This is a genomic window from Stenotrophomonas sp. YJH_SMC_127, assembly GCF_059372445.1.
The window spans coordinates 336,069-347,428 of record NZ_JCAFVO010000001.1 but is presented as its reverse complement, the minus strand read 5'-3'; the positions used below and the strand labels follow the sequence as shown (position 1 = coordinate 347,428).

The following is an 11,360-nucleotide window of genomic DNA, read 5'->3' as shown; positions in this document are numbered from 1 at the left end:
ATTCCTGAATTTCAGTCAGCTTGCATCCAGCTTGTATGATGTCGGGTTATCCCCCTGACCCCGCCGGTGCCCGTTGTGAACAGTTCTCCCCGCCGTCCCCATGTCAGCCAGGTCCAGAAGGGACTTACGCCGCATGCCCGCATCCGCAACGTGATCGCGGTCGGTTCGGGCAAGGGCGGCGTCGGCAAGTCCACCACCTCGGTGAACCTGGCCGTGGCGCTGCAGCAGCTCGGTGCGCGCGTGGGCGTGCTCGATGCGGACATCTACGGGCCGAGCGTGCCGGCCATGCTGGGCCTGTCCGGTCGCCCGGAAAGCCCGGACAACAAGAGCATCGAGCCGTTGCGTGCCTTTGGCGTGGACACCATGTCGATCGGCTACCTGATCGAGGAGGACACGCCGATGATCTGGCGTGGCCCGATGGCCACCTCGGCGATGACCCAGCTGTTCAACGACACCCTGTGGGACGACCTGGATTTCCTGCTGATCGACCTGCCGCCGGGCACCGGTGACATCCAGCTGACCCTGACCCAGAAGATTCCGCTGGCCGGTGCGGTGATCGTCACCACGCCGCAGGACATCGCCACGCTGGACGCGAAGAAAGCGCTGAAGATGTTCGAGAAGGTCGAGGTGCCGGTGCTGGGCATCGTCGAGAACATGGCGGTGCACACCTGCAGCAGTTGCGGGCACATCGAGCACCTGTTCGGCGAGGGCGGCGGCGAGCGCATGTCCGCGCAGTACGGCGTGCCGCTGCTGGGCTCTCTGCCCCTGCAGATCGGCATCCGTGAACAGGGCGATGCAGGCACCCCGATCACCGTCGCCCAGCCGGATTCGGCGCCGGCCCAGGCCTACCGCCATGCCGCACAGCGCCTGATCGAGGAAGTGGGCAGGCGCCCGCGGGCTTCGATCCCGATCCTGTCGTCGCTGCTGTAAGGGCCGGGGCAGGGGCCGCCGGCCGAGGCCGGGCCCCTGCTAGAATCCTCGCGCCCCCTCGTACCCCCAGGACAAAGCATGAGCATCAAGAGTGACCGTTGGATCCGCCGCATGTCCGAGCAGCACGGCATGATCGAGCCGTTCGAGGCCGGGCAGGTGAAGCAGGCCAACGGCCAGCGCATCGTCAGCTATGGCACGTCCAGCTATGGCTACGACGTGCGCTGCTCGCGCGAGTTCAAGGTGTTCACCAACATCAACTCGACGATCGTCGATCCCAAGCACTTCGACTCGGGCAGCTTCGTCGACATCACCGCCGACGAATGCATCATCCCGCCGAACAGCTTCGCGCTGGCGCGTACCGTCGAGTACTTCCGCATCCCGCGCGATACCCTGGTGGTGTGCCTGGGCAAGAGCACCTACGCGCGCTGCGGCATCATCGTCAACGTGACGCCGCTGGAGCCGGAATGGGAAGGCCACGTCACCCTGGAATTCAGCAACACCACGCCGCTGCCGGCGCGCATCTACGCCAACGAAGGCGTGGCACAGATGCTGTTCTTCCAGGCGGCCGCCGATGACGTCTGCGAGACGTCCTACCGCGACCGTGGCGGCAAGTACCAGGGCCAGACCGGCGTGACCCTGCCGCGGACCTGACGATTGCAGGCGATTTGTAGAGCCGAGCCATGCTCGGCTGCCCTGCATTGAAGCCGAGCATGGCTCGGCTCTACATGAAGGAAGGCGGCGCAATGCGCCGCCTTCCTTATTTGCCGCGACCGAACAGCATCGCGATGCCGACACCAACCAGGGCCACCGGCCACCAGGTCAACAGCAGCTTGGACAGGTTCAGGTGCGTCCAGCCGAGATTGCTGGCGAGCATGAACAGGCCGATCAGGATCAGCAGGACGGCGGCAACGAGGTTGAATCGCATCGGGTCGGCGAAGGCTCAGGACTGGGCCGGATATCCTAGCCGTTCCTTCCAGTAGGCGACATGCTGGTCCAGCGCCGCCGGCTCGTAGCGGTGCGCCGGGCCACTGCCCCAGACCGGGCCCGGCCAGGCCGGATCACCGTCATGGCGGCCGATCACATGGAAGTGCAGCTGGCGCACGATGTTGCCCAGCGCCCCGATGTTGATCTTCTCCACCCCGTCGGCACCCTTCAGGGCCTTGCAGGCGCGGTTGAGCTCGGTGCGCAGCTTGTCCTGCTGCTCGCCGTCCAGCTCGATCCACTCGGTCACCCCGGCCAGGCGCGGTACCAGCACCAGCCAGGGGAATCGTTCGTCGTTCATCAGCCGCACTTGCGACAACGGTCCTTCCGCCACCAGCACGCTATCGGTGGCCAGGCGTGAATCGAGTTCGAATTCGCTCATCCAAGATGCTCCGAGAAGAAGTCCAGGGTGCGTTGCAGCGCCAGGGCGGCGCTGTCTGGATCATACGCATGTCCGACCTCCCGGTTGAAGGCGTGATCGGCCGGATAGACGTAGGTGGCCATCTGCGGCAGCTTCTCGCGGTGGGCCTGGACCGCTTCCGGCGGGATGCTGCGGTCCTGGGCGCCGAAGTGGAAGATCACCGGGGCCTTGGGCGCCTCGTCGAGGAACTGCACGTTGCGCGCACCGTAGTAGCTGACCGACGGCAGCCCCAGGCGCAGTGCGGACAGCATCGCCACCGTGCCGCCCCAGCAGTAGCCGACGGTGCCGACCTTGCCGTAGGGCGCCAGCCGGGTGGCCGCCGCGCGCACGACCTCCAGCGCCCGTTCCATGCCCAGCGCGCCGACCCGTTCCAGGCCCTGCTTCACGCCCTCGGCGTCGTAGGGCAGCGCATCCGGGTCGGCGTCGGGGCCGTCGACCAGGTCGAAGAACGAGGGCGCCAGCACCGCATAGCCTTCGGCTGCGAAGCGCTCGGCCACGCTGCGGATGTGCGGGTTGGCGCCGAAGATTTCCTGCACCACCACCAGGCCGCCGCGCGCGGTGCCGTCCGGCAGGGCCTGCCAGGCCCGTACCGGGCCGTGATGCGTATCCAGGGTGATCCACTCGGCCATCGTCATCTTCCTCGTTGCTGGGAACAGAGCTGCATTGTTGGCGCTGCGCCGGTTAGCGCGGCGTCAGCGGCTGTGCCGGATCGGGCGGCTGGGCGTTCAGAGGGCGGCTGCCAACCCCGGTATACTGGCGCCCTTTCAGGCCCCGGCCCCCAGGTACCCCTGCCATGCCGGCAGGGGCCCAGGCCCCCAGAGTCTTGCGATTCCATGTCCCAGCTGAACCCCAAAGTCGGCTTCGTCAGCCTTGGCTGCCCGAAGGCCCTCGTCGATTCCGAGCGCATCCTCACCCAGCTCCGCTCGGAAGGCTACGACATCGTCCCGTCCTACGATTCGGCCGACGTGGTGGTGGTCAACACCTGTGGCTTCATCGATTCGGCGGTGACCGAGTCGCTGGATGCCATTGGCGAGGCGATGAACCAGAACGGCAAGGTCATCGTCACCGGCTGCCTGGGCAAGCGCCCTGAGCAGATCCGCGAGGCGTACCCCAACGTGCTGGCGGTGTCCGGCCCGCAGGATTACCAGAGCGTGATGGAAGCGGTGCATGAAGCACTGCCGCCCAAGCACGATCCGTTCGTGGATCTGGTGCCCGACTACGGCATCAAGCTGACCCCGCGCCATTACGCCTACCTGAAGATTTCCGAAGGCTGCAACCACAAGTGCAGCTTCTGCATCATTCCGTCGATGCGCGGCAAGCTGGTCTCGCGCCCGGTGGATGAGGTGCTGCGCGAAGCCGAGCGCCTGGTGCGTGGTGGCGTGCGTGAGCTGCTGGTGGTTTCGCAGGACACCTCGGCCTACGGCGTGGACGTGAAGTACGCCGAGAAGATGTGGCGCGACAAGGCCTACCAGACCCGCCTGAAGGCGCTGTGCGAAGGCCTGTCCGAGCTGGATGCGTGGGTGCGCATGCACTACGTCTACCCGTATCCGCACGTGGACGAAGTGGTGCCGCTGATGGCCGAGAACCGCATCCTGCCGTACCTGGACATCCCGTTCCAGCATGCGAGTCCGCGCATCCTGCGCCTGATGAAGCGCCCCGGTGCGGTCGAGAAGACCCTGGAGCGCGTGCAGAACTGGCGCCGTATCGCGCCGGACATCACCGTGCGCTCGACCTTCATCGTCGGCTTCCCGGGCGAGACCGAGTCCGAGTTCGAAGAACTGCTGTCGTTCCTCGACGAAGCGCAGCTGGATCGCGTGGGCGCGTTCGCCTATTCGCCGGTCGAGGGGGCCACCGCCAACGATCTGCCCGATGCTGTGCCGGAGGAAGTGAAGCAGGAGCGTCTGGCCCGCTTCATGGAGAAGCAGGCGCAGATCTCCGCCGCACGCTTGGAGGCCAAGATCGGCACCGTGCAGCAGTGCCTGGTCGACGCCATCGAAGGCGATATCGCCGTGGCCCGTTCCAGGGCCGATGCGCCGGAGATCGACGGACTGGTGCACATCCAGAACGCCGACCAGGTGCCGCTGCGCGTGGGCGACTTCGTCGACGTGGAAATCACCGAGAGCGACGAGCACGACCTGTACGGTGACGCGCTGCCCGCCGCTACCCGCCCGGCATTCGATCTCAAGATGCTGTGACCGCAGCGACGACCGCCGCCAATGACGGGGGCGGCGTCCGGCGCTTCGTACCGCCGCCACGTGCGGCGATCGATCCGCAGGTGTTCGCGCAGCCGCTGTTTGCCGGGCTGCAGGATTTCCGTGATCTGCTGGATGGCCCCCACTGGCCGTCCATCGCGGCGCTTGACGCACGCCTGTCCCTGCCGGGTTGGCAGCTGGTCGAACAGGATGCCGCGTTGCTGGCCGATGGCCTGCACTACGAGGCCCGCATCGCGCAGGGGCGCATCGCCACCCGTGCCGACAACTGGCACGACCTGTTCAACGCGCTGGTGTGGGCCTCCCAGCCGCAGCTCAAGCGGGCACTCAACGTGCAGCAGTGCCGGCATATCGAAGCCATGCCACGCGGCCAGCGCAACCGCGCGCAGGCCGCCTTGACCCAGTTCGACGAAACCGGCGTGATCGTGCGTGTGGGTGATGTCACGTTGCTGCGCGCGTGGGATGGGCATGACTGGCCTGCGTTGTTCGAGCCAACGCGCTGGCAGAGCGGTGACATCGCCATTGCCACGGTATTCGGGCACGCGTTGATGGAACAGGCACTGCTGCCGGGGCGATTGCTGGTGGGCAAGTGCGTGGTGGTGCAGGGTGATGCCGATGCTGCCTGCGTTGACGCGGTGACTGCGGCCATTGCCGAAGGCAGGGCAGTGACCGATCCGCTGCAGCTGCGGCCCCTGCCGTTGGCGGGTATTCCTGGCTGGCACGGCGTGCAGGATTCCGCCTTCTATCGCAATGCCGATTATTTCCGCCCGTTGCGTGCAGGGCGCACATACCCGCCGCCGTTGTAGAGCCGAGCCCATGCTCGGCTGTGTTTGCCCACCAGCCGAGCATGGGCTCGGCTCTACAACGGCAGCGAGGTCGGGCATGACTCGACTCTACAACGGCGCGTACTCCACCCCGATCACCGCAAAGGTGAATTGCCCGCCGGGCAGCTCCACCGAGAATTCATCATCCAGTCGCTTCTTCAGCAGCGCCCGCGCCAACGGCGAATCGATGCTGATCCAGCCCAGCCCGGCATCGGTCTCATCCGGCCCGACAATGCGATAGCGGCTGGTCTCGCCACTGTCCACATTCTCCAGTTCCACCCATGCGCCGAAGAACACCGCCAGCGGATCGGTCGGCGTGGTGTCGACCACGCGCAGTGATTCCAGCCGCTTGGTCAGGTAGCGCACGCGACGGTCGATCTCGCCCAGCTGCTTCTTGCGATAGGTGTATTCAGCGTTCTCGGAGCGGTCACCTTCCGCGGCGGCCGCGGCCAGTGCCTTCACCACCTCCGGGCGGCGCACGCGCCACAGCTCATCCAGTTCGGCCTTCAGCCGGGCATGCCCGGAGGCGGTGATCAGTGCCGTGCTTTTTTCTGCGGGGGGGCGCCAACGCGACATGCAATACGACTTCTTTTCCGGATGACGAACGGGGAGTGGGGTCGGAGCCCTCCCTGGCGGGGGATCCGACCCTGGGGTCAGATCCCTTTCCAGCGGAAAGGGCTCTGACCCCGGCCGTGGCAGATCAACGCTTTCCGCCGAAGATGCCACCCAGGATGCCGCGCACGATCTGGTTGCCCAGCTTGGTGCCGACGGTGCGCGTGGTCTGCTTGGCCATCGTCTCGATCATGCCCTGGCGGCGCTTGGTGCCGAAGATCGCATCCTTGATCGCCTGGCCGAAACCGCCTTCCTGCGCTTCGTCCTGCTCGCGGCTGCGCGCGGCCGGCGCCTGCGCCTGTTCGACAGTCTTCTGTGCACGCTGGGCCAGCAGTTCGGCGGCCGATTCGCGGTTGATCGCGGTGTCGTAGCGACTGCCGACCGGGCTGCCGGCACGCACCTGGGCGCGTTCGGCTTCGGTGATCGGCCCCATCCGGCAGCGTGGCGGCGCGATCATGGTCTGCTGCACCGGCATCGGGATGCCCTTGTCCTGCAGCGTGGAGACCAGGGCCTCACCAGTGCCGAGCTGGCTCAGTACCTTGGCCACGTCCAGCTTCGGGTTCGGCACGAAGGTTTCGGCCGCGGTCTTCACCGCCTTCTGGTCGCGCGGGGTGAACGCGCGCAGTGCGTGCTGCACGCGGTTGCCGAGCTGGCCGAGGATGTTGCCTGGCACGTCGTCGGGGAACTGCGAGCAGAAATACACGCCCACGCCCTTGGAGCGGATCAGGCGCACCACCTGCTCGATGCGCTGCACCAGCGATGGCGGCGCATCGTCGAACAGCAGGTGTGCCTCGTCGAAGATGAAGACCAGCTTCGGCTTGTCCAGGTCGCCCACTTCCGGCAGCTGCTCGAACAGCTCCGACAGCAGCCACAGCAGGAAGGTGGAGTACAGCTTGGGCTTGAGTACCAGCTGGTCGGCGGCGAGGATGCCGATCATGCCGCGGCCGTCGTGGTTGACGCGCATGATGTCGGCCAGCTCCAGCGCAGGTTCGCCGAAGAAGTGCTCGCCACCGTCCTGCGCCAGGCGCAGCACCGAACGCTGGATCGCGGCGATCGACTGCGCGCTGACCAGGCCGTACTCGGTGGAGATGTCCTTGCGCTCCTCGGCGACGAGGCCGAGCAGGGCGCGCAGGTCGTCCATGTCCAGCAGCAGCAGGCCGCGGTCGTCGGCCAGCTTGAACACGATGTCGAGCACGCCGGACTGGGTGTCGTTCAACTCGAGGATGCGCGCCAGCAGGGTCGGGCCCATTTCGCTGACGGTGGTGCGCACCGGGTGGCCCAGCTTGCCGTACAGGTCCCAGAAGAGGGTGGGGCTGGCGGCCGGCGCATAGTCGGCCACGCCGATCTCGGCGGCACGCTGGAGCAGGTTCTCGGCACCGCTGCCGGGCACGGCCAGGCCGGAGACATCGCCCTTCACATCGGCCAGGAACACCGGCACGCCCAGTCGCGAGAAGCCCTCGGCCAGCGTCATCAGGGTCACGGTCTTGCCGGTACCGGTGGCGCCGGCCACCAGGCCGTGGCGGTTGCCGAGTTTCGGCAGCAGGGTGACGGCAATATCGTCGGTAATGCCTTTGCCGAGCAGAATCGGATCCATGGTCCAGCCCTTGTGATGAATAGCCCAATGTTAACCGCCGGCAGTGACGGTCCGAAGGTCGGCTTGCCCGGACCTTGGCGGCGCCGCTACTCTGCCTGCCTGTTTCGCACACAGTGCCATCAATGCCCGTTCCTGTCCTGATTTCCCGCGGTTGGCCGCTGCTGGCCCTGGCCGGCCTGGTTTCCCTGGCGCCCGACGCCCATGCGCAGCGGGTTTCGGCCCGGGACAAGGTGAAGGTGGATGCGCTGCAGCAGCGCATGACCGTCGCCGAAAAGCGCTACAGCGACGCCCTGCTGCTGGTCGCCAATGCCGACCCCAAGGGCAGCAACGAGGCCGACGCCGCGCTGGAGGACATGGAAGATGTCCTCAACGACTGCGTGAAGCAGAAGGGCTGCCAGATGGGCACCCTGCTGGCCAGCTACAAGCGCCTGCTCAAGCACGACGCCGATGCGGCTGCCAGCGATGACGTGGCCGACGAGGGGGGGGACCGCCTGGAAGCCGACCCGGATCACATCGGCCCGCTGACCGCGGATGTGCCCGAGGCCGCGCGCGCTGCCGCGCTGCTGAACGACAAGCGGCACGCCTTCGACAGCATGGTCGAGTACAACCCGGCGGTGCAGGCCGGCATCCGTCGCTGGCTGACCGACATGCGTCCGGCGCTGCTGACCAGCTACGAGAACTACCAGAACCTGCGCGCGGTGATGTGGCCGGAGTGGGAGAAGCGTGGCCTGCCTGAGGCGCTGCTGTTCGGCATCATGGCCAAGGAATCCAACGGCCGCGTGCACGCCTCCTCGCGTGCCGGCGCCGCCGGCCTGATGCAGTTCATGCCGGCCACTGGCCGTCGCTTCGGCCTCGGCCCGGATGGCACCGGCTTCGACACGCGCTTCGATGCGCGCAGCGCCGCCGAGGCCAGCGCCAGCTACCTCAACGAACGCCTGCGCGAACTGAACAACAACGTGGAAATGTCGGTGGCCGCCTACAACGGTGGCGAAGGCCGTGCCGCACGCGTGTTCAAGCAGAGCGCCGGCCAGAGCTTCTGGACCGACAGTGTCTACAACCAGTTCCCGGGCGAGACCAAGGACTATGTGCCGATGGTGATTGCCGCGGCCTGGATCTTCCTGCACCCGCAGCAGTATGGCGTGGAGTTCCCGAAGATCAGCGCGCAGCCGGCCACGCTGCGCCTGGCCAAGTCCACCACCATCTATGAACTGACCATCTGCCTGGGCAGCCACGGCACCCGTGATGGCTACATGCGCGCGCTGCGCAACCTCAACCCGCGCTATGAAGCCGATGGCTGGATTCCGGCCGGCACCCTGATCAACGCCACCACCCGCATCGCCGGGCTGTACCAGCGCAACTGCGTCAGTGGCCCGCGTGCCGACCTGGCCCGCACGCTGATCACCGCCGATCTGAACGCGGCGATCAAGCGCCCGACCGCGGCCAGCTACACCGGCAGCGTCGCCGTGGGCGGCGTGGTGCCGGTGGCCGACGCTGCGGCCTCCACCAGTGTGCCGACCACGCCGGTGGCGGCGGTGGCGGCGGTGGTGACGCCTCGCCCGGCGCCGGCCGCGCGCCCGAAGCCGGTGCGCAGCCACAAGGTGGGCAAGGGCGAGACCCTGGGCGCCATCGCGGCGAAGTTCCAGTGCGACGTGCCGACCCTGGCCCGCGCCAACGGCCTGAAGGCCCCGGCCTACAGCCTGCGCCACGGCCAGACGCTGAAGCTGCAGGGCTGCGACAAGTAATTCCCCCGACCCCTGGAACCCGCATGGATCTCGAAGACACCCGCAACCTGTTCGCCAACCTCCGCGAAAACACCGACTGGGACATCAACGGCCCGCTGCTGTGGGGGTACTTCTTCGTGCACTCCACTGCTGAGCCGTTGCAGGCACTGGCAGAGCACCTGCAGGCGCAGGGCTACACCTTCGTGGAACTGTTCGAACAAGATCCGGAAGAGGGTGACGCGCCGTTCCACGTGCTGCATGTGGAGCGCGTGGAGATCCACGACGAAGCCTCGCTGGACCGTCGCAACCAGGAATTCGCAGCGCTGGCCGCGGAGAAGGGCGTGGAAGACTACGACGGCATGGACGTCGGCCCGGCCCCGGCCCTGCAGTAACGCGCGTACCGGTAGTGCCGGCCGCTGGCCGGCATCCCGTTGTGGAAAAGGGGACGGAGGGGATTAAGTCGTTTATGCATAAACGACTTAATCCCCTCCGTCCCCTTTTTATCAGCGCAGCTTCGCCAGGGCCTGGCCCAGCTGTACCGGGCTTTCGGCGCCCAGCTGCGGGGCGAATTCGGCCACGCCCGGCGGCAGGAGCACGATCACGGTCGAGCCATAGTTGAAGCGTGCCATCTCGGCGAAGCGCTCCAGCTTGATGCCCTGGCCGCGGTAGTCCTTGCGGGTGATGCGGTCGCCGTAGTGCGGAATCTCCTCGCCGCTCCACACGGTTTCCACGCCGGACACCAGCAGTGCACCGACCATCACGCTGACCATCGGGCCGAAGCTGGTGTCGAAGTGGCAGACCAGGCGCTCGTTGCGGGCGAACAGGCGCGGTACGCCGTTCACTGCCGCCGGACCAACGCTGAACAGGCGCCCCGGCACGTGCACGGTCTCACGCAGGGTGCCGGTCCACGGCATGTGCACGCGGTGGTAATCGCGCGGCGACAGGTACACCGTGGCGTAGAGGCCATCGTTGTATGGCTTGGCGTCCTCGTCACTGCCCAGCAGTTCGGCAGCGGTGAATGACTGGCCCTTGGCCTGGAAAATGCGGCCGGCCTCGATCCTGCCGAGCTGGCTGATGCGGCCGTCGGCCGGCATCACCAGGCTGCGCGGATCGGCATCGGCCACGCGTGCGCCCGGCTTCAGCGCACGGGTGAAGAACTGGTTGAAGGTCGAATAGCTGCGCGGGTCCGGGTTGGCCGCTTCGTCCAGGTTGACGTTGAACTTGCGGGTGACCGTGTCGATCAGCCAGCGCGACACGCGCGGATCGTCCGAGTACGCCAGCGAACGCGCCATCGAGGACAGCAGGCGGTGGGGCAGGGCATACGTCAGGGCGGTGGTGAGGCTCATGGGGCGGTTTTCTCGGTCAGCTTCTGCAGGTCGCGGGCGATCGCCGGCGCGTTGAACGGGGGGCGTACCAGGCCGGCGAGGCGGCCCTGCGGGTCGAGCACGGCCAGGCTGGCCGAATGCTCGACGGTGTAATCCTCGGGGTTCTCGTCGAAATGCTTGCCCGGCACCTTCTGGAACACGAAGCCCAACGAGGTGGCGAAGCGCTCCAGCGAGGGAACGTCAGCGGTGGCGGCCAGGGTGTCCTTGTGGAAGCCGTGCACGTATTCGCCCAGGCGGGTGGCGCTGTCGCGGTCTGGGTCGACCGAGATGAACAGCACGCGTGGGCGCAGGCTGTCGGGCAGGGCTTCCCACTGGTTCTGCGCGCCGGCCAGCGCGGCCAGCGTGGTCGGGCAGACGTCGGGGCAGAAGGTGAAGCCCAGGAACACCAGGGTCCAGTGGCCCTTCAGTTCGCCCGGGATCAGGCGGGTGCCATCGGACTGGGCCAGGTTGAAGTCGGGCAGTTCGCGCGGCTGCGGGTACAGCGTGATCGCTTCGGTGGCCGGGGCATTGGCCGGCGGCTTCGGCGCGAACACCTGCTGGGCGGCCAGCAGGCCGAGACCCGCCGCCAGGGCGATCAGCAGGATGATGCCGGCGTTGCGATTGAACATGGGGGCTCCCGCGCGAAGTGGGCCCCATCATACCGGCTGTGGCCCGAATCGTTTCCGCCGCAACGGATGCCGCC

Annotated in this window: 13 protein-coding genes; 6 read left to right on the top strand and 7 right to left on the bottom strand. The window is 67.1% G+C overall.

What is annotated here, in order from left to right; all coding sequences use genetic code 11:
- Positions 1–75: 75 nt before the first annotated feature.
- Both apbC and dcd read left to right on the top strand, forming a co-directional pair.
- Positions 76–930, top strand: coding sequence for an iron-sulfur cluster carrier protein ApbC (apbC, locus tag AC5QAB_RS01625; protein ID WP_495233119.1), 855 nt, complete (start codon positions 76–78; stop codon positions 928–930).
- Positions 931–1,008: 78 nt separating this feature from the next.
- Complete coding sequence (gene dcd, locus AC5QAB_RS01620) at positions 1,009–1,581, top strand: dCTP deaminase (RefSeq protein ID WP_014037995.1); 573 nt, start codon at positions 1,009–1,011, stop codon at positions 1,579–1,581.
- A 106-nt stretch (positions 1,582–1,687) separates the two neighbouring features.
- On the opposite strand, the gene AC5QAB_RS01615 is transcribed toward dcd, so the two are convergent.
- The 3 genes from AC5QAB_RS01615 to AC5QAB_RS01605 are packed head-to-tail and all read right to left on the bottom strand — an operon-like array spanning position 1,688 to position 2,961.
- The gene (locus AC5QAB_RS01615) at positions 1,688–1,855 is read right to left on the bottom strand and encodes a LiaI-LiaF-like domain-containing protein (protein WP_005418011.1); all 168 of its coding nucleotides are present in this window, start codon (positions 1,853–1,855) and stop codon (positions 1,688–1,690) included.
- Between the two features lie 15 nt (positions 1,856–1,870).
- Complete coding sequence (locus tag AC5QAB_RS01610; protein ID WP_014647910.1) at positions 1,871–2,293, bottom strand: HIT domain-containing protein; 423 nt, start codon at positions 2,291–2,293, stop codon at positions 1,871–1,873.
- A complete protein-coding gene (locus AC5QAB_RS01605; RefSeq protein WP_032957503.1) occupies positions 2,290–2,961 on the bottom strand; it encodes a dienelactone hydrolase family protein in 672 nt (223 codons plus the stop codon). Before AC5QAB_RS01605 ends, AC5QAB_RS01610 begins: the two co-directional genes overlap by 4 nt.
- A gap of 204 nt (positions 2,962–3,165) precedes the next feature.
- On the opposite strand from AC5QAB_RS01605, the gene rimO reads away from it, so the two are divergent.
- Together rimO and AC5QAB_RS01595 are read left to right on the top strand one after the other, a co-directional pair.
- Complete coding sequence (rimO, locus tag AC5QAB_RS01600; RefSeq protein ID WP_046431844.1) at positions 3,166–4,527, top strand: 30S ribosomal protein S12 methylthiotransferase RimO; 1,362 nt, start codon at positions 3,166–3,168, stop codon at positions 4,525–4,527.
- Positions 4,524–5,348: a DUF3025 domain-containing protein gene (locus tag AC5QAB_RS01595; protein WP_495233118.1), complete on the top strand. Its 825-nt coding sequence runs from the start codon at positions 4,524–4,526 to the stop codon at positions 5,346–5,348. The genes rimO and AC5QAB_RS01595 overlap by 4 nt, the downstream gene beginning before the upstream one ends.
- A gap of 87 nt (positions 5,349–5,435) precedes the next feature.
- Here AC5QAB_RS01595 and greB read toward each other — a convergent pair whose 3' ends face one another.
- Positions 5,436–5,942, bottom strand: coding sequence for a transcription elongation factor GreB (gene greB, locus AC5QAB_RS01590; RefSeq protein WP_014647900.1), 507 nt, complete (start codon positions 5,940–5,942; stop codon positions 5,436–5,438).
- Positions 5,943–6,066: 124 nt separating this feature from the next.
- On the bottom strand, positions 6,067–7,572 hold the full coding sequence (locus tag AC5QAB_RS01585) for a helicase HerA-like domain-containing protein (RefSeq protein ID WP_046431840.1): 1,506 nt from the start codon (positions 7,570–7,572) through the stop codon (positions 6,067–6,069).
- 122 nt (positions 7,573–7,694) lie between these two features.
- Here AC5QAB_RS01585 and AC5QAB_RS01580 point away from each other — a divergent pair, with 122 nt between their 5' ends.
- Complete coding sequence (locus tag AC5QAB_RS01580; protein ID WP_053494766.1) at positions 7,695–9,314, top strand: transglycosylase SLT domain-containing protein; 1,620 nt, start codon at positions 7,695–7,697, stop codon at positions 9,312–9,314.
- A gap of 23 nt (positions 9,315–9,337) precedes the next feature.
- Entirely contained in the window at positions 9,338–9,685 is a 348-nt protein-coding gene (locus AC5QAB_RS01575) for a ribonuclease E inhibitor RraB (RefSeq protein WP_046431838.1), read from the top strand.
- A 111-nt stretch (positions 9,686–9,796) separates the two neighbouring features.
- On the opposite strand, the gene asd is transcribed toward AC5QAB_RS01575, so the two are convergent.
- Together asd and AC5QAB_RS01565 are read right to left on the bottom strand one after the other, a co-directional pair.
- Positions 9,797–10,639: an archaetidylserine decarboxylase gene (gene asd / locus AC5QAB_RS01570; RefSeq protein ID WP_053496464.1), complete on the bottom strand. Its 843-nt coding sequence runs from the start codon at positions 10,637–10,639 to the stop codon at positions 9,797–9,799.
- Positions 10,636–11,286 carry an SCO family protein gene (locus tag AC5QAB_RS01565; RefSeq protein ID WP_014647895.1) on the bottom strand — a complete coding sequence of 217 codons (651 nt, stop codon included), beginning with the start codon at positions 11,284–11,286 and terminating at the stop codon, positions 10,636–10,638. The genes asd and AC5QAB_RS01565 overlap by 4 nt, the downstream gene beginning before the upstream one ends.
- Positions 11,287–11,360 lie beyond the last annotated feature (74 nt).

What these genes read in the sequence shown, in the direction of transcription:
- dcd (WP_014037995.1), top strand. Translation starts at nt 1,009, where the DNA reads ATGAGCATCAAGAGTGACCGTTGGATCCGCCGCATGTCCGAGCAGCAC.
- AC5QAB_RS01615 (WP_005418011.1), bottom strand. Translation starts at nt 1,855, where the DNA reads ATGCGATTCAACCTCGTTGCCGCCGTCCTGCTGATCCTGATCGGCCTG.
- AC5QAB_RS01610 (WP_014647910.1), bottom strand. Translation starts at nt 2,293, where the DNA reads ATGAGCGAATTCGAACTCGATTCACGCCTGGCCACCGATAGCGTGCTG.
- AC5QAB_RS01605 (WP_032957503.1), bottom strand. Translation starts at nt 2,961, where the DNA reads ATGGCCGAGTGGATCACCCTGGATACGCATCACGGCCCGGTACGGGCC.
- rimO (WP_046431844.1), top strand. Translation starts at nt 3,166, where the DNA reads ATGTCCCAGCTGAACCCCAAAGTCGGCTTCGTCAGCCTTGGCTGCCCG.
- greB (WP_014647900.1), bottom strand. Translation starts at nt 5,942, where the DNA reads ATGTCGCGTTGGCGCCCCCCCGCAGAAAAAAGCACGGCACTGATCACC.
- AC5QAB_RS01585 (WP_046431840.1), bottom strand. Translation starts at nt 7,572, where the DNA reads ATGGATCCGATTCTGCTCGGCAAAGGCATTACCGACGATATTGCCGTC.
- AC5QAB_RS01580 (WP_053494766.1), top strand. Translation starts at nt 7,695, where the DNA reads ATGCCCGTTCCTGTCCTGATTTCCCGCGGTTGGCCGCTGCTGGCCCTG.
- AC5QAB_RS01575 (WP_046431838.1), top strand. Translation starts at nt 9,338, where the DNA reads ATGGATCTCGAAGACACCCGCAACCTGTTCGCCAACCTCCGCGAAAAC.
- asd (WP_053496464.1), bottom strand. Translation starts at nt 10,639, where the DNA reads ATGAGCCTCACCACCGCCCTGACGTATGCCCTGCCCCACCGCCTGCTG.
- AC5QAB_RS01565 (WP_014647895.1), bottom strand. Translation starts at nt 11,286, where the DNA reads ATGTTCAATCGCAACGCCGGCATCATCCTGCTGATCGCCCTGGCGGCG.